Below are 26,516 nucleotides of genomic sequence, written 5' to 3'. Positions count from 1 at the left end.
GGGGGTGCGGGCCTCAGCCCGAGCGGCGCAGCATCGTGATCCGCGAGCGGGTGAGCACCGCCGCCAGGCCGGCCGCGAGCAGCGGGAGCACCACGACGGTGGCTCCGATGGTCAGCCAGGGGAAGACCACGGTCGCGCCGTTGGCGATCTCCTCCGGGCTCATGCCGGGGTAGCTGCGCGCCGCTCCCTCGACCTTGCGCAGTGCCACGCCCGGCACGATGCCGCAGACCACGCCGAGCAGGGCGCCCATGGCGGCGATCACGCCGCACTGGAAGCCGGACAGCGAGCGGCGGATGCGCGGCTCGGCGCCGACCGCCGCGAGGGTGGTCAGGTCGCGCTGGGAGTCGGCGGCGGCCAGTCCCGTGGCGATGCCGGCGGCGCCCAGGGCGACCAGGCCGGCGAAGACGCTCAGGCCGAGAGTGACGAGATCGGCCTGGGACTGGTAGCCGCGCTCGACGGTGAGGACGTCGCGGTCGCTGATCTTGGCGAGCGCGCCGTCGGCCTTCTGCTGGGCGCCGTCGGAGGGCACGGTGCCGGGCAGCCAGACCGAGCCGGCCACCGAGGTGGTGAACCCGAGCGCGGCCGCGGTGTCCGGGCTGATCACGGCCTGCCCGGGGGCGGGCAGCGTGGCGTCCGCGAGGACCGCGTCGACGGCGATCTCGTGCCGGACGGGCTTCTTGTCGGCGCTGCCGCCCGCGGTGTACGAGCTGAAGGAGACCGGTTCGGTGTACTGCAGCGCGACCTTGCCGTCCTTGAGGTACCGGGCGTCGAAGACCACGGCCTTGCCGGCCGCGAGGGCCTGGCCGGCGGCCGGGTCGGTGACGCCGTAGAGGTTGTGCAGCAGGGTGGCGTCGCCGGCCGACAGCGGGCTGTAGGGGCTGCCGCGGCGGTTGTTGGTCTGGCAGCGCTTGTCGGTCTGCAGGATCCGCTCGACCTCGCCGGGACCGAACGCGCGGTCCGTGTCGGTGACGGGGCAGCGCATCTCCTTGGGCACCTCGACGCTGATGTAGCCGCACCCCCCGTCGTCGGAGCAGCTCTCCTTGTAGTGCACGCTCTGGACGTCGGCGCGCGGGCCGAGGTCGGGGATGCCGCGTTCGACGGCCTCGCGCATCTGCGGCAGCAGCTTGGTGTCGGCAGCGGACAGCCAGCCGGTGCCGAGCAGGACGGCACCGGCGGGACCGTGGGCGACGTACTCGCGCCGGTACTGCTCCTCGAAGCTGGCGGTGTAGACGCTGACGGCGACGGAGCCGGCTACGGCGGCCATGACGGCGGCGACGGCGGGCGCGGTGCGGCCGCGGTGGCGCACCGAGTCGCGCAGGGCGAGCCGGGGGCCGAGCGAGAGCCAGCGGCCGAGCCGGCCGAAGAGGCCGACCAGGTAGGGCGTGAGCGCGACCATGCCGAGTTCGGCGATGGCCGAGCCGCCGAGGACGGCGAGGCTGCGGTTGCCGCTGGTGGCACCGAACAGGGCGAGGGCGGCACCGCCGCCGAGCATCACCAGGCCGAGCACGGCGAGCTTGCGGCTCGGCGGCTTGAGCGAGTCCCGGCCGGTGAGCGCGGATACGACGTCCTGGCGGGAGGCCTGGACGGCGGGCACGACGGCCGCGAGCAGACCGGTGACCAGGCCGACCAGGAGCACGCCGAACAGGTCGAGCGGCTGGACGGCGAAGTGGCCGAAGCGCCGACCGGAGGACTCCTCGGCCTGGGTGCGCAGCAGCGCGGCCAGGCCGACGCCGAGACCGAGGCCGACCACAGCGCCGGTGACGCCGAGGACGATGCCCCCGCCGAGGACGACGGCGCGGACGTTGGCGCGCTCACCACCGGCGGCGGCGAGCAGGCCCAGCTGCCGCCGGGAGCGCCGGGCCCCGACGGCGAAGGCGGGGCCCGCGAGGAGGACGATCTCCAGCAGGGCCATGCCGACGACGGTGGCGAGGATGACGACGCCGGTCTGGTTGAAGTACGCGGTGTCGCCGACCTGGTGCCGGTCCTGTTCGACGTAGTACGGGACGTCGGCGCGGGCCGGCGGGTCGATCAGGACGGCGCGGGAGGTGAGGTTGAAGCCGTACTCGTTGAGTTCGGTGACCTTGTGCCAGTCGAGGCCGGCGCCGCCGGGGAGCTTGACCAGCCAGCGGGTGGGCTCACCGGTGCCGCCGGCCGGGCCGCGGGTGGCGCCGGGGGTCTTGGCGAGCTGGTCGATGACGGCGCCGGGGCGGGCGATGAGTTCGGTGCCGTTCAGTTCGCCGGGGTACTCGTAGACGCCGGTGATCGTGAAGGGGGTGCCCTCCAGCCCGCGGACGGCGGTCCGGTCGCCGAGCTTGAGTCCGGAGCGCCTGAGGAAGTCCGGGGTGACGGCGGCCTCGCGGTCGCCCGTGGGGGCGCGGCCCTTGACGCGGTTCATCCGGCCGTTCCAGACCGGGTCGGTCAGGTCGGCCTCGCTGACGCGGGTGCTGAGCAGGCCCTCGGTGCTGCTCGCCGCGGTGTACGGGCCCTGCCGTTCGGGCACGAGGGTGGCGCCGGCCGGGAGCAGTTGCCGGGCCAGGTCGGCGGGTGCGGTGTCCAGGGCGCGCTGCTGCGCGGGGGTGACCTGGGGAGCGCCGCCGTCCTTGGCGGTGTCCTTGGGGTTCTGGATGGTGAACCCCGTGTCCGGGTCGGGCGCCTGCTGGACGGAGGAGCCGCGTTCGACCATCTCCAGTGCGCCGGCGGCCTGGCCCATGACCCGTACCGCGTGTTCGACGGGCGTGAGATCGGCGCTGCGGAAGACCACGTCGGCGCCGGTGACACCGAGGACGGGCAGGGCGACCATGGCGATGACCAGGGCGCTGCGGCCCTTGGCGCGCAGGGCGTCACGGCGGGCGATGCGCAGGGCGACCCGCCAGGCGCTGAGCTTCACTCGTCCACCTTCATGCTGTTGGTGGCGGCGCTGACCAGGAGGCTGGCGGCGTCCTGGCTGACGGACTCGTCGACCATCCGGCCGTCGCGCAGGAAGACGACGCGGTCGGCCCAAGCGGCGTGCCGGGCCTCGTGGGTGACCATCATGGCGGCGGCGCCGGCGTCGCAGCGGGCGCGCAGGACGGCGAGGACGGCCTCGCCGGTGGTGGAGTCGAGCGCGCCGGTGGGTTCGTCGGCGAGGACCAGGCGGCGGTCGCCGATCAGGGCGCGGGCGATGGCCACCCGCTGCTGCTGGCCGCCGGACATGTCGTCGGGGAAGCGGTCGGCGAGTTCGGGGATGCCGAGTTCCTCCAGGGCGGCGAGGGCCTCGCGGCGGGCCGCACGGGCCGACAGGCCGTCGAGTTCGCGCGGCAGCGAGATGTTCTCGGCGGCGGTGAGGGCCGGTATCAGGTTGTAGTCCTGGAACACGTAGCCGACGGAGCGGCGGCGGACCTGGGCGAGCCGCTTGCGGTTGAGGTCGCCGAGGGCGACGCCCTCGACCAGGACCCGGCCGGTGCTCGGGCTGTCGAGGCCGCCGGCCAGCGTCAGCAGGGTCGACTTGCCGGAGCCGGAGGGGCCCATGACGGCGACGAACTCGCCGGGGTGGACCTTGAGGTCGACGCCGCGCAGGGCCTGGACCTCGGCCGCGCCGTGGCCGTGGACGCGGGTGACGTCCTCCAGGTGCAGCACCGGCGCCTGCCGGGACTCTTGGGTGTGGGACACGATTCCCCCCTAGTACTGGGTGTGGGCTCGGGGTCGGGGCCCGGGCCGGTGGTTCGGTGCCGGGGCGCTCAGGTGCGCAGGCGGCGGCCGCGTTTGGCGGGTGCGGCACCGCCGTCGCGGGCGGCCTCGGCGGTACGGGTCTGCAGGAGTTCGGCCTGCTGGGCGAGCCGGGTCTCGCAGTGGTCGAGCCAGCGGATCTCGGCTTCGGTCTGGAAGATCAGCTGGTCCAGGACGAGCAGCCAGGCGAGGTCGTTGCTCGCCGAGGGCACCGCGCCCGGCCGGCCCCCCTCACCGGGCCGAGGGGCGCCGGCGAGGGCGCGGCCCTTGAGCCGGGTGTAGTCCTGCAGCGCCTTGATGCTGTGCCGGCGCTGCCCCTGGACGACGGCGGAGACGTCCACCCCCGGGACGGTGACGGCCATGGCGAGCTTGATCGCCAGTTCGTCGCGCGGCGGGTTGGTCCGGGGTACCGGGGTGTCGAACCAGGCGCGCAGCTCGGTGCGGCCGGCCTCGGTGACGGCGTAGAACTGGTGGCCCTCCCCGTCCTCCCCGGCGGGCTCGACCAGGCCGTCGCGTTCCAGCCGGGACAGCGTGGTGTAGACCTGCCCGACGTTGAGTGGCCAGGTGGCGCCGGTGCGCGCCTCGAACTCGGTGCGCAGTTGGTAGCCGTAGCGAGGGCCCTGGTCGAGCAGGGCGAGCAGACCGTGACGGATGGACATACTCAGTATGTATACCCGGTATGCCCTGCCGTCTCAACCCGCACCCCCTCCCCCGGCGACCGGGTACCGTCGTGCGGTGTGAGCCAGTTGCGCATCGCCACCTTCAACCTGTTGCACGGTCAGCCGCTCGCCCCGGACGGCGCGCCGCGGCCCTATCCGGCCGACGCCGGCGAGCCGTTGGCCGCGGCGGTGGCCGCGCTGGACGCCGACGTCCTGGCGCTCCAGGAGGTGGACCGGTGCCAGGCGCGCTCCGGCGGCACCGACCAGGCGGCGGTGGCGGCCGCGGCGATGGGCACGAAGGACTGGCGCTTCGCCGCCGCGCTGCACGGCCGCCCGGCACCGGTGGCGGGCTGGCTGCCGGATCCGTCCGGGCCCGACGGCCTGCGGGTGTACGGGCCGGGCGAGGTCGGCGACGACGCCCCGCCCTCGTACGGGACGGCCCTGCTGACCCGGCTCCCGGTGCGGCACTGGCGGGCCCGGCGCTTCGCCCCGGCGCCGTTCGGGCTGCCGCTGCGGGTGGCCGGGCGGCGCGGACTGACCCCGGTGCCGGACGAGCCGCGGGCCGCGCTGGCGGCGGTGCTGGAGGGCGATCGCGGGCCGTTCACCGTGGTCGCGGCGCACCTGTCCTTCGTGCCGGGCTGGAACATGGCGCAGCTGGCGGGCATCCGGCGGTGGATCGCCGACCTGCCGCAGCCGTACCTGGTGCTGGGCGACTTCAACCTGGTGGGCGCGGTGCCGCGCACGGTGCTCGGCGGGGCGACGGCGCTGGAGCGCACCGCGCCCAGGGCGCGGGTGCGGGAGCTGCGGGCGAGCCGGCGGGCCCGGCCGCTCCTGGCCGAGCCGCGCCGGCGGCGGGTGCGCGAGCCGCGGCCCCGCCTGCAGGGCTGGTACGACCTGGCGCGCACGCCGACGTACCCCTCGCACCGGCCGGCGGTGCAGTTCGACCACGTGCTGGCGATCGGCGTGCCGCGCACGGCGGTGGGCCCGGCCGCGGCGCCGCGCGCGGCGGTGTCGGACCACCGGCCACTGCTGGTCGAGGTGTCGCTCTAGGGCGTGTCAGACAAGCCCTGGGGTTCTCGCTCCAGCGTTCTCTGGGGCAGCTGCCGGGTCAGGACCCCGGCCTGCTGCGGGACGTGGATGCCGGCCGCCGGGGCCGGGTCGTACTGCAGGAGCAGCATGGCCGCGTCGTCACCGAGCTGGCGTCCGACGTGCCGCACCACGTCCTCGTGCAGGCGCTGCAGGACGTCGGCGGGACGGCCGTCGGCGCAGCGCGGGAACCGTTCGGCGAGCGGGTAGAAGGCGCCCGCACGGTCGCGGGCCTCGATCACCCCGTCGGTGAACAGCAGCACCCGGTCGTCGCCCTGCAGCGACACCCGGTGGACCGGTGGGCGGACGTCGGCCGGGTCGAGGACGCCCAGCGGCGGCACGGTCTCGGCGAGTTCGAGCGGGCGGACCTCGCCGCCGCGCAGCAGCAGCGGCGCGGGGTGCCCGCAGTTGACGATCTCGGCGGCACCGTCGGGCCCGACGCCGATCAGCACCAGGGTGACGAACTCCTCCTCCACCCCCGGGTGGTCGTTCTCGTGCAGGGCGCGGTCGAGGCTGACGGCCAGCCAGCCGGCCACCCGGTCCAGCGCGGGCTCCTGGTGGGCGGCCTCGCGGAAGGCGCCGAGCACGGCGGCGGCCGTCTCGACCGCACCGAGGCCCTTGCCGCGCACGTCGCCGACCACGGCCCGTACGCCGTGCCGGGTGTTGACCACCTCGTAGAGGTCGCCGCCGATGCGGGCGTGCGCGGCGGCGGCCTCGTAGTGGACGGCGGCCCGGACGGTGCCGACCCGCTCGGGGACGGGCCGCAGCAGGACCCGGCGGGCGATCGAGGCGACCAGCTGGGCGTCGGCCAGCGCCCGTTCCTGGCGCAGCCTCAGGGTGGCGCTGACCCAGCCGATCATGGCGACGAGCAGGATGGCGATGACGCTGGCGGCGTGCACGGACGAGCCGAGCGTGTCGCTGCGGAAGGCCATCAGGAAGGCCGCCGCCTCGGCGCACAGGCCGATGACGAACGGGTACCAGGTGCGGCGGCTGACCACGGCGGCCAGCGCGGGCACGGCGGTGAGGGCGGGTTCGACCGTCACCCCGGTGCCGCTGAGGTAGTCGAGGACGACGATCAGCGCCATGCCGATGAACGGCAGCGCCAGCGCCGTCCTCGGCCAGGTGCCGGTCGTGTTCGGAGCGGGACCCGGGGTCGGCCCGGTGAACCGCTCTCTGATCCATCCGGTCGCGCTCAACTTCGGTTCTCCAGCAGAAGGCGCCGATGCCGGGGGCACCTGCGGTAATGACTGAGGGTTAGGGAATACGGGCCTCGCTGGCGGCCGGAGCACGGGGGTTGACCGGTTACCGACCCCACAATAGGCACGAAACGTGCACGACGCACAGGTTTCGGGCACTGGCGTGATGACTTGGATGCTCTGCGTGACTCATTAGTCACTGTTCCCGATCAGAAGCCGTTCCAACTCTTTTCGGTCGGGAAGTCCTGCCGGACGGACGATCCGCCCGCTGCGGACGTACAGGAACGAAGCCGTGACCTGCTCGGGATCGACGCCCATCTGCTCGGCCCAGGCCAGCCGGTAGACCGCGAGCTGCAGCGGGTCCGCGGTCTCCTCGCGATGGGTCTTCCAGTCCACCACTTCGTAGCGTGACACACCACCTGATTCTGACACCACGTCACCGTCACGGTAGACCGCGTCGATCCGGCCGCGCACCACCCGCCCCGCCAGCACCAGTTGGAACGGCGCCTCGACCCGGTAGGGCTTGCGCTGCGCGTACGGGGTGCGCAGGAACGCCTCCTTGAGCCGCTCCAGGTCCTGCTCGTCCTCGATGCCGTCGTCGTCCGCGCCGGGCAGCGCGCCGGGCTCGATCAGCAGCAGCGGCTCGATCCGGCCCTGCACCCAGGCGTGGAAGCGGGTGCCGCGCCGGGCGGCGGGCTGCGGGGGGCGCGGCATCGGGCGGGCCAGGTCGCGCGCGAAGCCGTCCGGGTCGGCGGCCAAGCGAAGCAGTTGGGTGGCGGACAGCGCGGCGGGCAGCGGCACCTCGCGCGCGGTGCGCCGGGAGCGCTCCAACTCGCCCAGCAGCGCGGTCAGATCGCGGTCCCAGGAGGCCAGCTGGCGCTGGTCCTCGGCGGCCATCGGCTCCGGTTCGGGGGCGGGCGCACCGGCCAGGCGGGCTCGCACCACCCCGGCGACCCGGCGGCGGGCGTGCTGCGCGGCCGGGTCCAGCGGCAGGGGCCAGGGCCGGTCGACGGAGGTGGTCAGCGCCGGGTTCTCGGCGCCCTTCTCCGGCTGCTCGGCCCAGTGCTCGACCTCGCCCGCGCCGGGCTGCTCGCAGTGCTCGCGCAGCTCCTCCAGGAAGGCGGACGGACCGCGGACGGTCTTCTGGCTCGGCCCCCACCAGTGACCGGAGGCCAGCAGCAGCGAGCGGGGGCGGGTAAACGCGACGTAGCCGAGGCGCAGTTCCTCGGTGGCGGAGTGCTCGGCCAGCTCCTTCCTGAAGGCGGTCATCGTCCTGCTGTTCCACCCGCCGCGCACGTCGGGCAGGGTGGCCGCGTCGCCGCGCAGGGCGTGCGGGAGCACACGCTTGGCGCTGGTCCAGCGTTCGCGCGGGGTCGAGGAGGGGAACGCGCCCCGTACCAGGCCGGGGACGGCGACCACGTCCCACTCCAGGCCCTTGGACTTGTGCGCGGTGAGCACCTTCACGGTGTCCTCGCCGCCGGGCAGGCTGCTGTCCAGGCCGCGCTCGTACTCCTGAGCGGCGCGCAGGAAGCCGAGGAAGGCGGCGAGGCCCGGGTCGCCGTCGAGGTCGGCGAAGGAGGCGGCGACGTCCAGGAAGGCGTGCAGGGTCTCCCGCCGCCGGGCGGCCAGGGCCTGCGGGGAGGCGGCGAGCTCGACCTCCAGGCCGGTGACCGCCAGCACCCGGTGCAGCACGTCCATCAGCGGGTCGGCCAGCGAGCGGCGCAGCTCGCGCAACTCCTGGGCGAGACGGGCGAAGCGCACCCGCGCCTCGGCGGAGAACGGCAGGTCGTCGGGCTTCCCCTCCTCGCCGAACGGGGAGTCCAGGAAGCTCTCCACCGCGTCGGCCAGCGACACCACCTCGGTCGGATCGGCCTCGGCGACGGCGGCGGCCAGCGCCTCGACGTCCTCGGGCCGGTCGGTGCGGACCAGCTCGGCGGCCCGGCGGCCGAGCAGCGCGAGGTCGCGCGGGCCGATCCGCCAGCGCGGGCCGACCAGGAGGCGCACCAGCGCGGCGTTCGCGGTCGGGTCCTGCAGCACCTCGCAGACCGCCACCAGGTCGGCCACCTCGGGCAGTTGCAGCAGCCCGCCGAGGCCGACCACCTCGACCGGCACCTCGCGGGCGACCAGCGCCGCGTGGATGTCCGGGAAGGCGGCGCCGCCCCGGCACAGCACGGCGATCCGGCCGGGCGCGGTGCCGGTGCGCACCAGGTGGGCGATCGAGTCGGCGAGCCAGTCGACCTCCTCGGCGTGGGTGGGCAGCAGCGCCGTCCGCACGAAGCCGTCCCGCTCGGCGCCGGGCGCCGGGCGCAGCGCCTCGACGCCCTCGTGCATCCCCCGCAGCGGCGCGGCGAGGGTGTTGGCGAAGGCGAGCAGGCGCCCGCCGCTGCGGCGGTTCTCGCTGAGCGCGTAGCGCTCGGCGGGGCGGCCGTCGGCCTTGGGGAAGTGCCGGGGGAACTCGTCGAGGTTGGCGACGGAGGCGCCGCGCCAGCCGTAGATCGCCTGGCAGGGGTCGCCGACGGCGGTCACCGGGTGGCCGCTGCCCGCACCCTCGGGGCCGGCCCCGAAGAGCCCGGCGAGCATCAGGCGCTGGGCGACCGAGGTGTCCTGGTACTCGTCCAGCAGCACGACCCGGAACTGGCCGCGCAGCAGCTCGCCGACCTCGGGGCGCTGCTGGGCGAGACGGGCGGCGGCGGCTATCTGGTCGCCGAAGTCCATCAGCCCGGCGGAGCGCTTGCGGCGCCGGTAGTCCTCGACCAGGCGCAGCAGCTCCAGCCGGGCCCGGGCGGTGGCCGGGACGGCCCGCAGGTCGTCGTTGGTCAGCTTGACGGTGGCGAGGGTGTCCAGCAGCTCCTCGTCGAAGTCGCGCAGGGCCTGTGGCTCGACGAGGTGCTCGGCGAGTTCGCCGTCCAGCGCGGTGAGGTCGGCGACCAGGTTGGCGAAGGTGCCGGTGAGCGCGGGGAACGGGCCGCGGGCGGTGCGCAGCACCTTGGCGGCGAGCTGGAAGCGGGTGGCGTCGGCGAGCAGCCGGACGTCCGGCTCGATGCCGATCCGCAGGCCGTGCTCCTTGAGGAGGCGGCCGGCGAAGGCGTGGTAGGTGGAGATCTCCGGGTCGCCGAGCGGTTCGCCGCCGTCCCGGTCCGCGACGCCGGCCCTCAGCAGGGCGGCGCGGACCCGTTCGGAGAGCTCGCCGGCGGCCTTGTTGGTGAAGGTGAGGCCGAGCACCTCCTCGGGCCGTACGGCGCCGGAGCCGACCAGCCAGACGACCCGGGCGGCCATCACCGTGGTCTTGCCGGAGCCGGCGCCGGCCACGATCACGGCCGGCTCCAGGGGCGCGCCGATGGCCGCCATCTGCTCCCGGTTGAACGGGATCCCCAGCAGCTCCTTGAGCTGGTCGGGATGGCTGAGCACGGCGGTCACCCCGCAACCGTAACCGGAGCGACGGACAAGCCTCGCCTCACCGGGTCCGCAGGGTCCGCAGGCCGCGCGGGCCCGCTACTCGACCAGCTGCGCCCCGTCCCGCTGGGCCGAGCAGCTGCGGCGGAAGGCGCAGCGGTCGCAGCCGCCGCCCGTCTGCGGGACGAAGCGCTCGGCGAGGACCTTCCCGGCGGCCTCGGCGAGCAGGCCCTCGATCCACGGCTCGCCCTCCGGAGGCTCCTGCCGCTGCACCTTGGGGGCGTCCCGGGAGGCCTTGGCGGCGGGCTCGCGCAGGTGGACCAGTTCGGCGCCGCCGGTGGCCGGGGGGTGTTCGGCGAAGCCGGGCAGCTCGTTGAGGGCGCCGGCCCGGACGGCGAGCTGGTAGACGGCGAGCTGCTTGTGCTCGGGCAGGGACTTGTCGGTGGGGATCTGCTTGCCGGTCTTGAAGTCGACCACGTAGGCGCGCCCGGCCGCGTCCTTCTCGACCCGGTCCATCGAGCCGCGGATGCGCACCGAGACGCCGCCGACGTCGAGGGTGACATCGAAGCCGTGCTCGGTGGCGACCACGTCCCGGCCGCGTTCCAGGACGTGCCAGTTGAGGAAGCGCTCCAGGGCGGCCCGGGCCTCGCTCTTCTCCTGGTGGGACTTCCAGGGCGCGTCGAAGGCCAGCGCGTCCCAGACGGTGTCCAGGCGCTCCATGAGGACGGCGAGGTCGGCGGGGGTGCGGCCGGAGCCGACCTCGTCGGCGAGCGCGTGCACCACGTTGCCGAAGCCCTGGGCGGCCGAGCCGGCGGCACGCGCCTTGACCTCCTTGTCCAGGAACCACTGCAGCGAGCAGCTCTCCAGCTGCTCCAGGCCGCTGCCGGACAGCCGCACCGGCAGGTCGGCGCTGCGCAGCGGCTCGGGGGCGGCGGTCGGGTCGTCCAGGCCCCACCAGCGCTCGGGGTGGGCGGCGGGCACCAGCGGCAGCCCGTCCTCGTCGGTGGCGGCGGCGAGGGTGGCGAGCCGTTCGGCGGCGGCGCGGCGCAGCTCGGGCGTGCGGGCGGGGTCGACGGTGACCGCGCGCAGCTCGGCGACCAGGGCGGCGACGGACAGCGGGCGGCGCGGGCGGTGGGTGACGTCCTCGACGGTGACCGGCGGGGTGCGGCGCACCACCTTGCCGGTCCGCGGGTCGACGTCCTCCCGGTAGAGCTCGCGCAGGAAGCGGGAGGGTTCGTCGCCGTCGTCGGCGGGGGCCTTGACGGCGGTGACGATCAGCCGCTCCTTGGCGCGGGTCGCCGCGACGTAGAAGAGGCGGCGCTCCTCGCCGAGCAGGGCGGCCGGGGAGAGCGGTTCGGCGAGGCCGTCGCGGCCGATCCGGTCGGCCTCCAGCAGGGAGCCGCGGCGGCGCAGGTCGGGCCAGAGGCCGTCCTGGACGCCGGCGACGACGACCAGGCGCCACTCCAGGCCCTTGGAGCGGTGGGCGGTCATCAGCCGGACGGCTTCGGGGCGCACGGCCCGGACGGTGAGGGTGTCGGCGGCGATGTCCTGGGCGTCGAGTTCGGCGAGCAGGTCGAGGGCGCTTCGGTGGCCGGTGACCTGTTCCTCGGCGCGGGCGGCGGTCTCGAACAGGGCGCACAGCGCGTCCAGGTCGCGGTCGGCGTTGCGGCCGCCGGCGCCGCCGCGCAGGGCGGCCCGTTCCAGGCGCTCGCGCCAGCGGCGGCTGCCGTCCCACAGCTCCCAGAGCGCCTCCTCGGCGGTGCAGCCGCCGGCCAGCAGCTCGCGGACCTTGCGCAGCAGGGTGCCGAGGTCGCGGGCGCGGCGGGCGTACGCGGGGTCGAGGGCGACCAGCCGCTCGGGTTCGGCGAGGGCCTCGCGGATCAGTTCGCCGGCCGGGCGCAGGGCGGCGGTGGGGCGGCCGTCGGCGCGCAGCGCGGCGCGTTCCTCCTCGCGCAGGGCGCGGCCCAGGCGGCGCAGGTCGGAGCCGTCGAGGCCGCCGAGCGGGCCGGTGAGCAGGGCGTGCGCCAGGTCGGTGGTGAGCGGGTCGGGAGTGTCGGCGGCCTCGCCCCCGGACTCGGCGTCGGCATCGGCGTCGCTGTCGGTGTCGGCATGGGTGTCGGCGTGCCGGTCGCGGGCCGCCTGCCACGCCGCCTGCTGGGCGCAGACCCGCAGGGCGAGCAGCAGCTGGGCGACGGCGGGCTCCTCGCGCAGCGGCAGGTCGTCGCCGTCGATCTCCAGCGGGACGCCGGCCGCGCCGAGCGCCCGCCGCACGCCCGGTATGGAGCGGGCACCGGCCCGGACCAGCACGGCCATCTCGCCCCAGGGCACGCCGTCCTCCAGGTGGGCGCGACGCAGCAGGTCGGCGATCGAGTCGAGCTCGGCGCCGGGGGTCGGGTAGGTGTAGACCTCGGCCCGGCCGCCCTCGCGGGAGGGCAGCAGGGCGCGGTGCTGGGCGAGCTTGTCGGCGGGCAGCCGGCCCATCGGCATCCGCCGGGCGATCTCCCGGGAGGCGGCGAGCAGGAGGGCCCCGGAGCGGCGGGAGACCCTCAGCACCCTGACCTCGGCGGGTTCGCCGTCGGCGCGGCGGAAGGTCTGCGGGAAGTCGAGGATGCCGTTGATGTCGGCGCCGCGGAAGGCGTAGATCGACTGGTCGGGGTCGCCGACCGCGACCAGGTCGCGGCCGCCGCCGGCGAGCCGGCGCAGCAGCCGGACCTGGGAGGGGTCGGTGTCCTGGTACTCGTCGACGAAGACGACGTCGTAGCGCCGGCGCAGCTCCTCCTCGACCTCGGGGCGCTCGGCGAGCAGGACGGCGCGGTGGACGAGTTCGGCGTAGTCCAGGACGCCGCGCAGGTCGAGCACGTCGAGGTAGTCGGCGAGGAAGTGCGCGGCGGCGGCCCAGTCGGGGCGCTGGACGCCCTGGGCGAAGCGCTCCAGCTCGGCCTCGCCGAGGCCGAGCTCGCGGCTGCGGGCGAGGACGGCGCGGACCTCGTCGGCGAAGCCGCGGGTGGTCAGGCAGGCCCGCAGGTCCAGCGGCCAGGCGATCCGGGAGCCCGCGGCCGAGCCGCCGGTCGACTCCGTGCGGCGGGCGTCCTCGGCGCCGCCGGCCAGCAGTTCGCGGACCATGACGTCCTGCTCGGGGCCGGAGAGCAGCCGCAGCGGCTCGGCGTAGTCCTGCGGGTCCTGGTGGGCGCGCAGCAGGGCGTAGCAGAAGGAGTGGAAGGTGGTGGCCTGCGGGGCGGCGGCGGAGCTGCCGAGCCGGCCGGACATCCGGTCGCGCAGCTCCATCGCGGCCTTGCGGCTGAAGGTGAGGACGAGGATCCGCTCGGGGTCGGTGCCGTCCGCGATCCGCCGGGCGACCGCCTCGACCAGGGTGGTGGTCTTGCCGGTGCCGGGCCCGGCCAGCACCAGCAGCGGCCCGTCGGCGTGCTCGACCACGGCGCGCTGGTAGGCGTCCAGCACGGGCGGGTCGGGCTGGACGAGCGGGCTGCGCACGAGCCGGTAGGGGGAAGTCACGGAGTGGTCCTGGGGTCGAGCAGGGCATGGCAGGGCGGGCCCGCCGGGGCCCGCCCGCATCGAGCCTACGATCCTCCCCCGTCAATCCCGTCCGTGCGGGGAGTTCGGGGAAATCTCCCGGCCGTCCCAGCGGGCCCGCCGGAGGTCGACCCGGGGCGGGTCGGCGAGCTCGCGCAGCGGGGTGCCCTCCTCGCCGTAGTGGGTGAGGGCGCGCTGCTCGTGCCCGGGCAGGAAGCGGCCGTCCGCGCGGATCACCCGCCACCAGGGCACCGAGCCGCCGTACAGGGCCATCACCCGGCCGACCTGCCTCGGCCCGCCCTGGCCGAGGTACTCGGCGACGTCGCCGTAGGTCATCACCCTGCCGGGTGGAATCCGCTCGGTCAGGTCGAGCACCAGTTCGGCGAAGGGCGGTAGGGCGTCCGGAAGGCCGTCGTCTGTTACGTCCGTCACCTGCGGCATTCTTCCTTACAGGGGCGCACCCCCGGTCCCGGGCGAACGGGACGCCGCGCCCGATCCGCCCCCTGTCCAGCACGGGGGGTCGGGGCATGCCACCATCTTCGGGGCGGTGAGTGGTGATACGAGGACAAGACCAGATGACCGGGACGGCTGACGTGGGCGTGGACAAGGACTCCGACGAGTCCGCTGCCGCCGTGCCCCCGGCGCCCGGCGGCGGGACCGAAGGCCGGCCCGAACCGGGGCCGACGCCGGAAGTCTCCCTGATCAAGGACCCGACGATCAAGACCCCCGCGCCCGCGAAGGCCCCCGAGCAGCGCGAACCGCCCGAGCAGCGCCAACCCGAAGAGCACGAACAGCCCGAGCAGCCCTGGCAGCCCGAGCAGCCCTGGCAGCCCGAGCAGCCGGCGCAGCCCGACGACCAGGACCCGCCGGAGGACGCCCCCCACCTGGACGTCGACGAGCCGCTGCTCGCCGCCCGCGCGCACCGCCCGTCCGACCTGATCCGCTTCCTGGTCGGCGTCTTCGGGATAGTCGCCGTCTTCGTGCTGGCCGGCATCGCCACCTCGACCACCACCGGCATCGAGCAGGACATCGCCACCAACGCGCCGCACTTCTCCGCGGTGCTCTCCACCATCACCGGCCTGATCTCCAGCGTCGCGGTGCTCGCCGTGCCGCTGGCCTTCGCCGTCGAGCGGCTGATCAAACGCGACGGCCTGCGGGTCGCCGACGGCGTGCTGGCCTCGGTGCTCGCGTACGGCGTCTCGCTCGGCATCGACTGGTGGGTGGCCGAGGGCGCCTCCGAGCACATCCGCGACGCGCTGACCCGGCTGCCGATGGACAGCAACGGCACCCTCACCGACCCGGTGCACGGCTACCTCGCCCCGGTGATCGCCTACATGACCGCCGTCGGCATGTCGAGCAGACCACGCTGGCGGGTCGCCCTCTGGGTGGTGGTCGTCTTCAGCGGCGTCACCGAGCTCCTCGGCGGCTACACCACCCCGCTGTCGCTGATGCTCACCGTGCTGATCGGCTGGTCCGTCGCCTACGGCACGCTGTACGCGATCGGCTCCCCGAACATCCGGCCCACCGGTCAGCACATGATGATCGGCCTGCGCAAGGTCGGCTTCACCCCGGACGGCGCCCTCCGCGCCCCCGACGCCCCCGGCGGCACCCGCCGCTACTACGTCACCCAGCAGGGCGGCCCGCCCCTGGACGTCCACATCATCGACCGCGAGCAGCAGGCCTCCGGCTTCTTCTACCGGGCCTGGCGGCGGCTGCGGCTGCGCTCGGTCGCGGTGCGCCGCAGCCCGCAGTCGCTGCGCCAGGCGCTGGAGCAGGAGGCCCTGATCGCGTACGCGGCGGCCGCCTCGGGCGCCCGCGCGCCGCAGCTGGTCGCCACCTCCGAGCTCGGCCCGGACGCCGCGATCCTGGTGTACGAGAACATCGAGGGCCGCATCCTCGACGAGCTGGCCGACGACGAGGTCACCGACCCGGTGATGGCCTCGATCTGGCAGTCGGTGGCCGCCCTGCACGAGCGCCGGATCGCCCACCGCCGGCTGACCGGCGAGTCCCTGCTGGTGGTGGACGAGCGGACCGCCTGCCTGGTCAACCTCTCCGGCGGCGACATCGCCGCCACCGACCTGACCCTGCGCATCGACGTCGCCCAGCTGCTCACCACCTTCGCGCTGCGGATCGGCCCGGAGCGGGCCGTCGCCACCGCCAACGCGGTGCTCGGCGCCGAGCGGGTCGCCCAGGCGCTTCCGCTGCTCCAACCGGTCGGGATGAGCCGCTCCACCAGGGTCGACCTCGCGAAGCTCAGCAAGGAGCGCAAAGCCACCGCCCGGGCCAAGGCGCTGGAGCAGGTCGCGGCCGGCGAGCGCACCCAGGAGCAGGCCGAGGAGGACATCGCGGTCGCCGGCGAGGACCTGCTGAGCCGCATCCGCGGCCAGATCCTGCAGATCGCCCCCGAGGCGCCGATGGAGCCGGCCAAGCTGGAACGGCTGAAGCCGAAGAGCCTGATCATGGTGATCGCGCTCACCTTCGCCGCCTACCTGGCCCTGACCACCATCAAGCCGGCCCAGCTCAAGCTCTCCCAGATGAACTGGGCCTGGGCCGCGGCCGCCCTGGTCGCGGCCGCCTTCAGCTACGTCGCCGCCGCGATGAGCCTGACCGGCTTCGTCCCCGAGCGGCTGCCGTTCCGGCGCACCGTCGCCGCCCAGCTGGCCGGCTCCTTCGTCAAGCTGGTCGCCCCCGCCGCGATCGGCGGCATCGCGCTCAACACCCGTTACCTGCAGAAGGCCGGCATCCGCCCCGGCCAGGCGGTGGCCTCGGTCGGCGCCTCCCAGCTGGCGGGCCTGGCCGGGCACCTGCTGCTGCTGTTCAGCTTCGGCCTGATCACCGGCAGCCAGACCAACGGCGACCTCTCCGCCTCCCGCGCGGTGATCATCGGCGTGCTGACCGCCGCCGTGCTCGCCCTGGTGGTGGCCGCCGTCGCGCCGCTGCGCCGGTTCGTGCTGGGCCGGCTGCGCTCGCTGTTCTTCGGTGTGGTGCCGCGGATGCTCGACCTGATGCAGACGCCGAGCAAGCTGGTCACCGGCTTCGGCGGCATCCTGCTGCTGACCCTCTCCTTCACCGCCTGCCTGGACTTCTCGGTGCAGGCCTTCGGCGGCGACATCAGCTTCTCGGCGGTCGCGGTGGTCTTCCTGACCGCCAACGCGGCCGGCTCGGCGATCCCCACCCCGGGCGGCATCGGCCCGGTCGAGGTCGCCCTGATCGGCGCCCTGACCGTCGCGGACGTATCCCCCTCGGTCGCCACCCCGGCGGTCTTCCTCTACCGGGCGCTCACGTTCTGGCTGCCGGTCCTGCCGGGCTGGATCGCCTACAACGTGCTGCAGCGCAGGAGCGCGCTCTGAGCCGTCCCCGGCATACGACGGAGGGCCTCGCCGATCGGCGAGGCCCTCCGTCGTCAGCGCGCGCCGGTCGACACGCGCCGGTCGACACGCTCTAGTAGACCGGCTTGTGCGGCTCGATCTGGTTCACCCAGCCGAGCACGCCGCCGCCCAGGTGGACGGCGTTGGCGAAGCCCGCGGCCTTCACCACGGCCAGCACCTCGGCCGAGCGCACGCCCGACTTGCAGTGCAGCACGATCTTCCGGTCCTGCGGCAGCTTCTCCAGCGCGTCGCCCATCAGGAACTCGTTCTTCGGGATCAGCACCGCACCGGGGATGTTGACGATCTCGTACTCACCGGGCTCACGGACGTCGATGAGGTAGATGTCCTCCTTGTCGTCCTGCCACTGCTTCAGCTGGTGCGAGGTGACGGTCGAACCGGCGGCGGCGGCCTGCGCCTCCTCCGACACGACGCCGCAGAAGGCCTCGTAGTCGATCAGCTCGGTGACCGTCGGGTTCTCACCGCAGACCGCGCAGTTCGGGTCCTTGCGGACCTTCACCTGGCGGTAGTTCATCTCGAGGGCGTCGTAGATCATCAGCCGGCCGAGCAGCGGCTCGCCGATGCCGGCCAGCAGCTTGATCGCCTCGTTGACCTGGATCGAGCCGATGGACGCGCACAGCACGCCCAGCACGCCGCCCTCGGCGCAGGAGGGGACCATGCCCGGCGGCGGGGCCTCCGGGTACAGGCAGCGGTAGCAGGGGCCGTGCTCGGCCCAGAAGACGCTGGCCTGGCCGTCGAAGCGGTAGATCGAGCCCCACACGTACGGCTTGCCGAGCAGCACCGCGGCGTCGTTCACCAGGTAGCGGGTGGCGAAGTTGTCGGTGCCGTCCACGATCAGGTCGTAGCCGGAGAAGATCTCCATGACGTTGGAGTTGTCGAGGCGCTCCTCGTGCAGCACCACGTCGACGTAGGGGTTGATCTCCTTGACCGAGTCGCGCGCCGACTCCGCCTTGGAGCGCCCGACGTCCGACTGGCCGTGGATGACCTGCCGCTGCAGGTTCGACTCGTCCACCACGTCGAACTCGACGATCCCCAGCGTGCCGACACCGGCCGCGGCCAGGTACAGCAGCGCGGGCGAGCCGAGGCCGCCGGCGCCGACGCACAGCACCTTGGCGTTCTTCAGCCGCTTCTGCCCGGCCATGCCCACGTCGGGGATGATCAGGTGGCGGGAGTACCGGCGGACCTCATCGACGGTGAGCTCGTCGGCCGGCTCGACCAGGGGTGGCAACGACACGGGGACTCCGATGGATGTCTGTTCGGGTGGCCAGGGCCAGCCGCGGTGTGGGGTTGTTGCTCCGCCACTCGGGTGGCTCCTAGGCCAACAGTGTCATGCCCGACCGGTATTCCGAGACAGCCCGTCCGATGGGCGAGACGGGCGGCGCCGGATCGTGGGACCGGCCGCCCGGGCCCCCGCAGGCGCCCCGAGCCCGCGTTTCACGGGCCCGGGACACCTGCGGAGCACGCTCAGACCCGACAGGCCGTCTCCAGCCAGACGTCCCCCAGCGACTCCTCCAGCGGCACCTGAGTCCGCCATCCGAGACGGTCCCTGGCGGTGCGCACGTCCGCCTGCCGCCACGGCACCGGCTCGCCCGACACCGCCCGGCCCTCCGGCCGCTGGCCCTCCACCCGGTGCCCCGGGAGATGGTGCCCGGCCGGGTGGTGCTGGCCGGGCAGGTGGTCGCCGCCCGACCCGACGGCCTGCGCGGGCAGCAGGACCTGCCGGTTCTCCTCGACGATCGCCCCCTCGAAGCCCGAGGCCCGGACCAGCAGCTGGGCCGCGTCCCGGGCCCGGACCGCGTGCCCGCTGCCGATGTTGATCACCCCGGTGGCGGCCGACACCGCGGCCGACCGGATGGCCCGCGCGACGTCCCGGACGTCCACGAAATCCCGGTATCCGGACAGGTCCGGCATCCGCACCTGGTTCTCGTCCCGCTCCAGCGCCCGCCGCAGGCCCTCGGCCAGCCGCCCGAACAGCGAGGCGGTCGGCGCCCCCGGCCCCACCACGTCGAACACCCGCAGCACCGCCGCGTCCAGCCCGGAGGCCAGCACCAGCTCCGTCCCGGCCAGCTTGGACACCCCGTACGGGCCGACCGGCCGCGGCTCGGCCTGCTCGGCGACCGGCACTCCGCCGGGCACCGGCCCGTACTCGGCGGCCGAGCCGACGTGCACCAGCCGGGCCGGCTCCCGGCTGCGCCGGATCGCCTCGCAGACCGTCGCGACGGCCAGCGTGTTCGACCGGATCAGGGTGCGCGAACTGCCGTAGGTGGCGCCCGCGCAGTTGATCACCACTTGCGGCGCGACCGCGTCCAGGAAGCGGGCCAGCGCACCCGGGCTCCCGGTGGTCAGGTCGAAGCGGATGTCGGCCGAGTCGCGCCGGCCGAGCACCGTCACCTGCAACTCCTGGTCCATCAGCAGACGGTCGGTGACCCGGCGGCCGATGAAGCCGTCGGCGCCCAGCAGCAGCACCCTCATCGGGGGTGTCCTTCCACGAAGCGAGGTCGAGGACGACCTGGCGGACTGAAATCAACGAACGGACGAAACACGGATCGGCGATCGGCGAACGAGATCGGGGATCGGCGATCCCCGGGCGGATCAGCGGTGCGAGCCGGCCCGGCCGAGCACCACCCCGGCGTACGCCAGCAGCGCCGCCGCGACGGCACCGCCGCCGAGCAGGAGGGCCCACGGCAGGGAGCGGCCCAGCGCGAGCAGCCCGAGCGTCGCGGCGGCCCCGGCCGAGGTCCCCACCGCGGCGGCCGTCGGCCGGCCGCAACGCGCCAGCAGCGCGGACAGCACCAGCAGCAGGCCCAGCACGCCCTGCGCCGCCCACGGCACCGGGCCGGCCCGCCCGGCCGCCAGGTGCAGCAGCCCGCCACGGCCCGGTCCCGGGTGCGACGCGAGGACGGCCGGCACGGCCAGTGCGACGAAGGTCAGCGCCGAGAGCACCACCAGGTGCAGGGCGACCGCGACCGGCAGCACCGGCCGCATCCGGGACCGGAACTCGGCCAGGGTGCCCGCCACGCCGAGGTGGCCGCGGCCGACCTGCCGGTACCAGCGGGCCGCCCACTCCGCCGACCCGGCCGACACCGCCGCCGCCAGCACCAGCGCGGCGGCCGTCGGCCGGTCCCCGCCCGGTGCGGCCAGCGGGAGCAGCAGCAGCGCGGCCAGCCCCAGCCCGTACCCGAGCGCGGCCGGGCGCCGGCCGGAGCCGGTGGGCCGCCGCGGCAGCGGAGCCGGCCCGAGGGCGTCGGCCGGGCACAGCGGCAGGGCGAGCGGCGGGCCGGGCTCGTCCCGCGGCGGCGCGGTCAGCATGGGCAGCAGTACCAGCGGTACGGCGGCGGGCAGCAGCACCGGCCAGCGGGCGCCGAACGCGGCCACCCCCGCGCAGGGCAGCGCGGCCAGCGCGGCGGCGGTCAGCGCCGCCCGGGCGTCGGCGCCGCGCCGCCGTCGCGGCCGGGCCGGGCCGGGATCCGGCGGGCGGCGGGGCACCCGGGCGTACAGCTCCTCGGCGAGCGAGAACAGGTCGGCGTGCCGACAGCGGGCGGCGGCGTCCGGACCGAGCCCGGCCTCCTCCAGCCCGGCGGCGATCTCCAGCGGGTCGACGGCGCGCTCGCACAGCTCCCGGTGCTCCGCCATCACCTCGCGCACCGGGTCCGCGCTGCCGCCGAGCGCCGCGCGGCCGGACATCAGACGGCCTCCGCGAGCACGGCCGACTCCGGGGCGGCTTCCCGGGCGGTGGCCTGCCGGGCGCCGGGCTCCCGGGCGCCGGAGTCCTCGTCCCCGGGAGCGCCTCCCCGGCCGTCCGCGAGCCAGTACTCGGCGGGGCGGGCGAACGGGCGCGGCGCCGGGCCGCCCTCGCCGCCGCCCCCGCCGCCGGGGAAGGCCGGGTACTGCGAGACCAGCTCCAGGTAGATCTCCCGGAACGCGCCGGTCACCGGCTCGACGGCGAAGCGTTCCTGCGCCCGCAGCCGCCCGGCCAGCCCCAGCCGGGCCCGCCGCTCCTCGTCGCGCAGCAGCGCCAGGCAGGCGCCGGCCAGGGCGCGCGGGTCGCGGGCGGGCACCAGCAGCCCGGTCGGCCCGACCACCTCACGGGCCACCCCGACATCGGTGGACACCACCGCCCGGCCGCTGAGCATGGCGTCCACGAGCAGCCGGGGGCCGCGCTGGGACAGCGCCGAGAAGACGAGCACCGTGCCGGCCGCCCAGGCGTCGGCGAGCGTCCCGGGCCGCCCCGCGAAGTCCACCGCCGGGGCCACCCCCAGCCGCTCGGCCAGCGCCGCGCAGTGCGCCCGGTAGCCGGGCGCCGCCTCCTCGCCGTACAGCACCAGCCGGGCGCCGGACAGCTCGGCGCGGACCCGGGCGAAGGCGTGCAGCGCCAGTTCCGGGTCCCGGCCGGGATCCAGCGTGCCCGCCCACACCAGGGTCGGCGCGGTCGGCTCCGGCCCGGCGGCCGGGCGGTCCACGGCCGGCGTCCCCTCGTACACCACCCGGGTGCGCGTCGGGTCGGCCCCGCAGTGGTGCTGCCAGTGCTGGTCGTGGGCGCTGCCGGGGGTCAGCACGGCCGCCTGCCGGTAGGTCTCCTCGGCGAGCGCGCGGGAGAAGGACAGCAGCAGTGCCCGCACCGGCCGGAGGTACGGCGCCTCGTAGCCGAGGTACTGCTCGCGCAGGTGCAGGCCGTGCTCGGTGACCACGAACGGCACCCCGTGCAGGTGCCGGGCCACCAGGGCGGGCAGCGCGGCGAGCCCACCGCCGACCACGTGGCACAGGTCGGCCGCGCCGAGGCCGCCGGGGCCGGGGCCGTACCAGGGCGCGGACAGCGGCCGCAGGCACTGCTCCAGCAGGTCGGCCGCGACCAGCACGTCGCGCACCAGCGGCTGCCCGGCCGAGGTGTCCGCGCCGGGCAGCCGCCAGGTCCGCTCCAGGATCCGGCGGGCGTGCCCGGAGGCCAGGAAGGCGGGCAGCGCGCCGTCCTCCCGGGCCAGTGCCGCCAGCCGGTACAGCCCGGACCCGAAGCCGGGCCGCTCCCCCGGCAGGACCAGCGCCCGCAGCAGCTCCTCGTACGCCCCGGCGTACCGGCGTCTGCGCAGCGCGCCCGGCGCCCGCCCGCCCGGCCCGCGCCCCCACAGCGCCAGGTCGCGGACGCCGCGCCAGGCGGGCGACAGCCGCCCGAGGGTGCCCGGCTCCTCCGGCCCGGTCAGCAGGTACAGCTCGAACTCGTGCTCCGGCAGGCCCTCGGCCAGCCGGTCGCACCAGCCTCCGGCGCCACGCTGGGGATTCTGACGGGCACCCTCGGTGAGCAGGGCAACGCGCACGGGAGACCTCCAGGACAGTGCGGATTCGAGGGCGGATCACGGACGGATCGACGGACGGCCGAGCGGCCCGAACGGTGGCCGGGGGCGCCCCCGCGCGGCAGCGGGGACGGCCGGGGACGGGAGTCGGCCGGCCGGACCGGCGCCGCGGCGCCCCGTGCGGCGGTCCGAGGGCCCGGTCGCGGCCGTGCCGCGTTCCGTTCCCCCGGGCCCCGCCCGCTCCGACGGTCGGGCCCGACCCGCCGGGCCCCCCGGCCTAGGCCGCCCTCCGGTTTCTCCGGCGGCCGCGACTCCCCCACACCTGTTCGGTCCGACAGCAGAAAGGTAGGACCGGCCCCGGGCAATCCATCGGTCACATGCCTGGCTGCCACCTGAACGAGTGAAACGCCGTGACCTCGGCCCGAACCGGGCCGTTACCGGGCGGTATGCGCGCCCGCCCGTGATATCCGCGCCCGGCGGGCTCGGCCCGCTCAGCGCGCGGCGTGCGCGATCAGCTCCCGTACGGCGCGGGCGACCTCGTCGGGGTGCTCCATCATCGCCACGTGACCCGACTCCGGCAGTACCAGCAGCCGGGCGTCCGCGAAGGCCGCGCAGGCGCGGCGGGCCGAACGGTAGGCGACCAGCTTGTCGCGCAGCCCGTACACCAGCAGCACCGGCGCCGCGACCTGCTCGACCTGCCGCCACAGCGCCTGGTCGCCGCGCTCGGTGTACGCCGAGACGATGCCGCGGGCCGAGCCGATCAGCGCCCGCATCGCGTGCGGCACCTCCAGCCGTCGGCGGTACTCGGCGACCGCCTCGGCCCAGGCGGCCGGGCTCAGGCTGCCGGGGTCGCCGTAGACCAGTCGCAGCAGGTCCTCGGTGGCGGCCTCGGCGTCGCGCCCGTTCGCGGCCAACCGGCTCAGCAGCGCGGGCACCCCGGGGACCGCGAGCAGGCCGGTCGGCCACGCGGAGCGCTGCGGGGGCAGCTCGGGCAGGGCGGGCGAGACCAGGGTGAGGCTGCGCACCAGGTCGGGGCGGAGCGCGGCGAGGCGGACGGCGACCGCACCGCCGAGGGAGTTGCCGAACAGGTGGACCGGGCCGCGGTCGGCGGCCTCCAGGTAGCCGATCACCGCGCGGACGTGGCCGGAGACGGTGAGGTTGCCGTCGGTGGGCGGGTGGGAGCGGCCGAAGCCGGGCAGGTCCACGGCCTCGCCGTCGACCAGGCCGGCGAGCCGGTCCATCAGGGCCGTCCAGTTGGCGGCCGAGCCGCCGAGCCCGTGCACGAAGAGGCCGGGCTCGCGCCCGTCGGCGGCGCCGTCGGCGGCGGCGCGGTGCACCGCGAGCACCGCACCGGGGACCTCGACCGTACGTACCTGCTGCTCAGCGCTGCTCATGCTGGACGATGGTAGTGAGACCGGGCCGAGGATCCCGGGGTGGTCCGGCCGTTCCATTCCCTCGTCACACCACTGCCGAGGCCGAGGTCAGCGCCGTATTGTGGGCTCCTGACAACCAGACCGACCAGCTTTTCTCGCCTTCGCCGAACGCGGGCGCGGTTACCGAAAAGTAGAATCGGCCATCTTGCCAGCCCCGAACAGACCGAAGTGAGGAGCGCCGTGACGGCCATCCAGGAGGCGCAGGAGCGCCCGCGCGGTGCCCGCCTGCCGCGAAGCGCCCGCCGTGAACAACTGCTCGGTGCCGCCCAGGAGGTGTTCGTCGCGCACGGCTACCACTCGGCCGCCATGGACGACATCGCCGACCGCGCCGGGGTGAGCAAGCCGGTGCTCTACCAGCACTTCCCCGGGAAGCTCGAGCTCTACCTGGCACTGCTGGACAAGCACTGCGACGCCCTGGTCGAGTCCACCCGCGAGGCACTGTCGACGACCAACGACAACAAGCAGCGCGTCGCCAACACCATGGAGGCGTACTTCAACTACGTCTCCAGCGAGTCGGGTGCCTTCCGGCTGGTCTTCGAGTCGGACCTGACCAACGAACCGGCCGTGCGCGAGCGGGTCGAGCGGGCCTCCGAGGCGAGCGCGACGCTGGTCAGCAAGGTGATCCAGGAGGACACCGATCTGCCCGAGGCGGAGTCCAAGCTGCTCGCCGCCGGGGTCTGCGGCCTGGCCCAGATCACCGCCCGGTACTGGCTCTCGCAGGGCCTGGAGATCCCGCGCGACGAGGCGGTGCGGCTGGTCGCCAGCCTGTCCTGGCGCGGCCTGAAGGGCTTCCCGATGCACCCGGGCGAGCAGCCCGGCGAAGGTGCCCACCAGGGGTGATCCGCCGACCTTCGCCTGGGCGGTGATCGCGTGCTCTATGGTGAAGCCGTACGGCGCGGCCGCCGCGAACGCCTGTTCCAGGCGGTCAGGTGCCCGCGCGTGGAGGCTGCAACCCCGGAGGGACGGAAGCCGTGGAGGTCAAGATCGGCGTGCAGAACGCGCCTCGTGAGATCGTGATCGAGAGCTCGCAGACTGCCGATGAGGTCCAGAGCGCGGTCGCGAAGGCGCTGGAGGGCCCGGAGAAGCTCCTGGCGCTGACCGACGAGCACGGCCGCCGCGTCATCGTCCCGGCCGAGCGCCTGGCGTACGTGGAGATCGGCGAGCAGGCCGTCCGCAAGGTCGGCTTCGGCACCCTCTGAGGCGCCCGCCCGAGCAGTTGTTCCGGTGCCCCGTTCCCACCAGGGAACGGGGCACCGCTGCGTGTACGGCCGGGTGGGGCGGGGTACGGCGACAGGAGCGGCGCCGGTGCCGCACGCCCGTCCCCCGGGAGGCAGTCTTGCTGGTCGAGTCGATCGCCTTCGCCCTCGTCGGCCTGGTCACGGGCGGCGCCGCGCTGCTGGCCCTGCCCTCGTACTTCCGGGCCTCCCGCGCGCTGACGCTCGGCACCGCACTGGCGGCGGCGCTGGTCGGCGGCGTGGTGGCGCACTTCTGCCTGGACGGGCGCTACCCGGCGGTGTCGGTGGCGGCCTCGGCCCTGGCCTCCGGCGTGCTCACCTCGCTGCTGGCCCGGCCGGACCTGGCGGCCGGGCGGGCCCCGGCGCACCGGCACCACCCGCACCGGGCCGGCACCCACCGCGCGCCGCGGCGGCACCGGCCGGCGTAGGGCGTGACGGCGGTCGGTCAGCTGGCCAGGCCCAGGGCGGCCATCCGCTTGGTGTGCGCCTCGGTGATCCGGTTGAACATCTTGCCGACCTCGACCAGGTCGAAGCCCTGCACCCGGACGCCGCCGACCAGCAGGTTCGACAGCGCGTCACGCTCGGCGACCACCCGCTGGGCCTGGCTGAGCGCCTCGCCCATCAGCCGCCGGCCCCACAGCGCGAGCCGGCCGCCGGCCCGCGGGTCGGCCTCGATCGCCTCGCGCACCTTGTCGACGGCGAACTGGGCGTGGCCGGTGTCGGACATGACGCCGAGCACCAGGTCACGGGTGTCGTCGTCCAGCCGGACGGCCACCTCGCGGTAGAAGTCGGTCGCGATGGCGTCGCCGACGTAGGCCTTGACCAGGCCCTCCAGCCAGTCCGAGGGCGCCGTCATCCGGTGGAACAGCTCCAGCGGCTCGACGAACGGCCGCATCGCCTCCTGCGGGTCGGCGCCGATCTCGGCGAGCCGGTCGTGCAGGCGCTGGTAGTGCTGGAACTCGGCGGAAGCCATCCGGGCCAGGGCCGCCTTGTCGGCGAGGTCCGGCGCCAGCTTGGCGTCCTCGGCGAGCCGCTCGAAGGCGCTCAGCTCGCCGTACGCGAGCGCGCCGAGCAGATCCAGCACCGCCGCCCGGTAGCCGGGGTCGGCCGAGCACGCGGCCCAGTCGCCGATCGAGCCGGCCGTGGTGTCCTGCGTCTCACCATGGGTCTCCATGACCTGCCACCTTAGTCCCGTGCGCGAGTCCCGCGCGCGCGGCTGCCCACCGCCCTCCGCACCCGGGTGACCGGCCGGATCGCCTGCTCACGCGCCGGTCGCCGGGGGCAATGTCACCCGCGTCACGTGTTCGAGTCGTCGCCTGACTGTATGGTGGTACGGAGCCCCGTCGTGTTCGCACGGTGTCACCGCCGTCTCGGTACCCGCGCAAGCCCGCTTCGAAGCGGCACCGTCCAGCCGGACGTGTCCGCACCGGAAGTACGGGGACTCACGTACGCGGATGCCCGGTCGGAGAGCCGATCGGCTCCGACCATGGCTTGGACTTCAAGCCTTGGCACCGCATCAGTGGCCGAGCGAGGGCCGCCGAGACCACGCCCCCTGGCGAAGGTCCCGCGCAGGTCCCTCACGGGAATCCTCCCCGACGCCGCCGGCG

Annotated in this window: 19 protein-coding genes; 6 read left to right on the top strand and 13 right to left on the bottom strand. The window is 75.1% G+C overall.

What is annotated here, in order from left to right; genetic code table 11:
• Positions 1–13: 13 nt before the first annotated feature.
• From ACZ52R_RS35030 to ACZ52R_RS35020, 3 genes are all read right to left on the bottom strand, one after another.
• A complete protein-coding gene (locus ACZ52R_RS35030) occupies positions 14–2,887 on the bottom strand; it encodes an FtsX-like permease family protein (RefSeq protein ID WP_465754813.1) in 2,874 nt (957 codons plus the stop codon).
• The gene (locus ACZ52R_RS35025; RefSeq protein WP_360500044.1) at positions 2,884–3,648 is read right to left on the bottom strand and encodes an ABC transporter ATP-binding protein; all 765 of its coding nucleotides are present in this window, start codon (positions 3,646–3,648) and stop codon (positions 2,884–2,886) included. Before ACZ52R_RS35025 ends, ACZ52R_RS35030 begins: the two co-directional genes overlap by 4 nt.
• Positions 3,649–3,716: 68 nt before the next feature.
• Positions 3,717–4,364: a PadR family transcriptional regulator gene (locus ACZ52R_RS35020; RefSeq protein ID WP_360500041.1), complete on the bottom strand. Its 648-nt coding sequence runs from the start codon at positions 4,362–4,364 to the stop codon at positions 3,717–3,719.
• A 78-nt stretch (positions 4,365–4,442) separates the two neighbouring features.
• On the opposite strand from ACZ52R_RS35020, the gene ACZ52R_RS35015 reads away from it, so the two are divergent.
• Positions 4,443–5,414: an endonuclease/exonuclease/phosphatase family protein gene (locus tag ACZ52R_RS35015; protein WP_465754812.1), complete on the top strand. Its 972-nt coding sequence runs from the start codon at positions 4,443–4,445 to the stop codon at positions 5,412–5,414.
• Here ACZ52R_RS35015 and ACZ52R_RS35010 read toward each other — a convergent pair.
• A complete protein-coding gene (locus ACZ52R_RS35010; RefSeq protein ID WP_465754811.1) occupies positions 5,411–6,535 on the bottom strand; it encodes a PP2C family protein-serine/threonine phosphatase in 1,125 nt (374 codons plus the stop codon). The genes ACZ52R_RS35015 and ACZ52R_RS35010 overlap by 4 nt on opposite strands.
• Here ACZ52R_RS35010 and ACZ52R_RS35005 point away from each other — a divergent pair.
• Positions 6,534–6,701 (top strand): hypothetical protein, encoded by a 168-nt coding sequence (locus ACZ52R_RS35005; protein WP_465617476.1) that lies wholly within the window; start codon positions 6,534–6,536, stop codon positions 6,699–6,701. The two genes, ACZ52R_RS35010 and ACZ52R_RS35005, sit on opposite strands and share 2 nt — an antisense overlap.
• A 137-nt stretch (positions 6,702–6,838) precedes the next feature.
• Here ACZ52R_RS35005 and ACZ52R_RS35000 read toward each other — a convergent pair whose 3' ends face one another.
• The 3 genes from ACZ52R_RS35000 to ACZ52R_RS34990 form a co-directional block, all read right to left on the bottom strand.
• Positions 6,839–10,063, bottom strand: coding sequence for a UvrD-helicase domain-containing protein (locus ACZ52R_RS35000; RefSeq protein WP_465754810.1), 3,225 nt, complete (start codon positions 10,061–10,063; stop codon positions 6,839–6,841).
• A gap of 75 nt (positions 10,064–10,138) precedes the next feature.
• The gene (locus ACZ52R_RS34995; protein ID WP_465617472.1) at positions 10,139–13,612 is read right to left on the bottom strand and encodes an ATP-dependent helicase; all 3,474 of its coding nucleotides are present in this window, start codon (positions 13,610–13,612) and stop codon (positions 10,139–10,141) included.
• A gap of 21 nt (positions 13,613–13,633) precedes the next feature.
• Positions 13,634–14,011, bottom strand: coding sequence for an MGMT family protein (locus ACZ52R_RS34990; RefSeq protein WP_396287766.1), 378 nt, complete (start codon positions 14,009–14,011; stop codon positions 13,634–13,636).
• Between the two features lie 134 nt (positions 14,012–14,145).
• On the opposite strand from ACZ52R_RS34990, the gene ACZ52R_RS34985 reads away from it, so the two are divergent.
• On the top strand, positions 14,146–16,920 hold the full coding sequence (locus ACZ52R_RS34985) for a flippase-like domain-containing protein (protein WP_465661254.1): 2,775 nt from the start codon (positions 14,146–14,148) through the stop codon (positions 16,918–16,920).
• Positions 16,921–17,011: 91 nt separating this feature from the next.
• Here ACZ52R_RS34985 and moeZ read toward each other — a convergent pair whose 3' ends face one another.
• The 5 genes from moeZ to ACZ52R_RS34960 all read right to left on the bottom strand — a co-directional run bounded on the left by moeZ (position 17,012) and on the right by ACZ52R_RS34960 (position 23,635).
• Positions 17,012–18,190 (bottom strand): adenylyltransferase/sulfurtransferase MoeZ, encoded by a 1,179-nt coding sequence (gene moeZ / locus ACZ52R_RS34980; protein ID WP_360500020.1) that lies wholly within the window; start codon positions 18,188–18,190, stop codon positions 17,012–17,014.
• Between the two features lie 230 nt (positions 18,191–18,420).
• Positions 18,421–19,428, bottom strand: coding sequence for an NAD-dependent epimerase/dehydratase family protein (locus ACZ52R_RS34975; RefSeq protein WP_465617468.1), 1,008 nt, complete (start codon positions 19,426–19,428; stop codon positions 18,421–18,423).
• A 120-nt stretch (positions 19,429–19,548) separates the two neighbouring features.
• Positions 19,549–20,640 carry a hypothetical protein gene (locus ACZ52R_RS34970; protein ID WP_465754809.1) on the bottom strand — a complete coding sequence of 364 codons (1,092 nt, stop codon included), beginning with the start codon at positions 20,638–20,640 and terminating at the stop codon, positions 19,549–19,551.
• Positions 20,640–22,265 (bottom strand): DUF3492 domain-containing protein, encoded by a 1,626-nt coding sequence (locus ACZ52R_RS34965; RefSeq protein ID WP_465754808.1) that lies wholly within the window; start codon positions 22,263–22,265, stop codon positions 20,640–20,642. The genes ACZ52R_RS34970 and ACZ52R_RS34965 overlap by 1 nt, the downstream gene beginning before the upstream one ends.
• Before the next feature lie 467 nt (positions 22,266–22,732).
• Entirely contained in the window at positions 22,733–23,635 is a 903-nt protein-coding gene (locus ACZ52R_RS34960) for an alpha/beta fold hydrolase (RefSeq protein ID WP_465754807.1), read from the bottom strand.
• Positions 23,636–23,854: 219 nt separating this feature from the next.
• On the opposite strand from ACZ52R_RS34960, the gene ACZ52R_RS34955 reads away from it, so the two are divergent.
• The 3 genes from ACZ52R_RS34955 (at position 23,855) to ACZ52R_RS34945 (ending at position 25,337) form a co-directional block, all read left to right on the top strand.
• On the top strand, positions 23,855–24,514 hold the full coding sequence (locus ACZ52R_RS34955) for a TetR/AcrR family transcriptional regulator (RefSeq protein ID WP_360500006.1): 660 nt from the start codon (positions 23,855–23,857) through the stop codon (positions 24,512–24,514).
• 131 nt (positions 24,515–24,645) lie between these two features.
• Positions 24,646–24,873: a DUF3107 domain-containing protein gene (locus ACZ52R_RS34950; protein ID WP_360500003.1), complete on the top strand. Its 228-nt coding sequence runs from the start codon at positions 24,646–24,648 to the stop codon at positions 24,871–24,873.
• Positions 24,874–25,010: 137 nt separating this feature from the next.
• On the top strand, positions 25,011–25,337 hold the full coding sequence (locus tag ACZ52R_RS34945) for a hypothetical protein (RefSeq protein ID WP_465617459.1): 327 nt from the start codon (positions 25,011–25,013) through the stop codon (positions 25,335–25,337).
• A gap of 17 nt (positions 25,338–25,354) precedes the next feature.
• On the opposite strand, the gene ACZ52R_RS34940 is transcribed toward ACZ52R_RS34945, so the two are convergent.
• The gene (locus ACZ52R_RS34940; protein WP_360499997.1) at positions 25,355–26,083 is read right to left on the bottom strand and encodes a ferritin-like fold-containing protein; all 729 of its coding nucleotides are present in this window, start codon (positions 26,081–26,083) and stop codon (positions 25,355–25,357) included.
• Between the last annotated feature and the right edge of the window lie 433 nt (positions 26,084–26,516).

It is taken from the genome of Kitasatospora sp. NPDC034023 (genome assembly GCF_055575795.1).
This window is presented reverse-complemented; position numbering and strand designations above follow the sequence as displayed.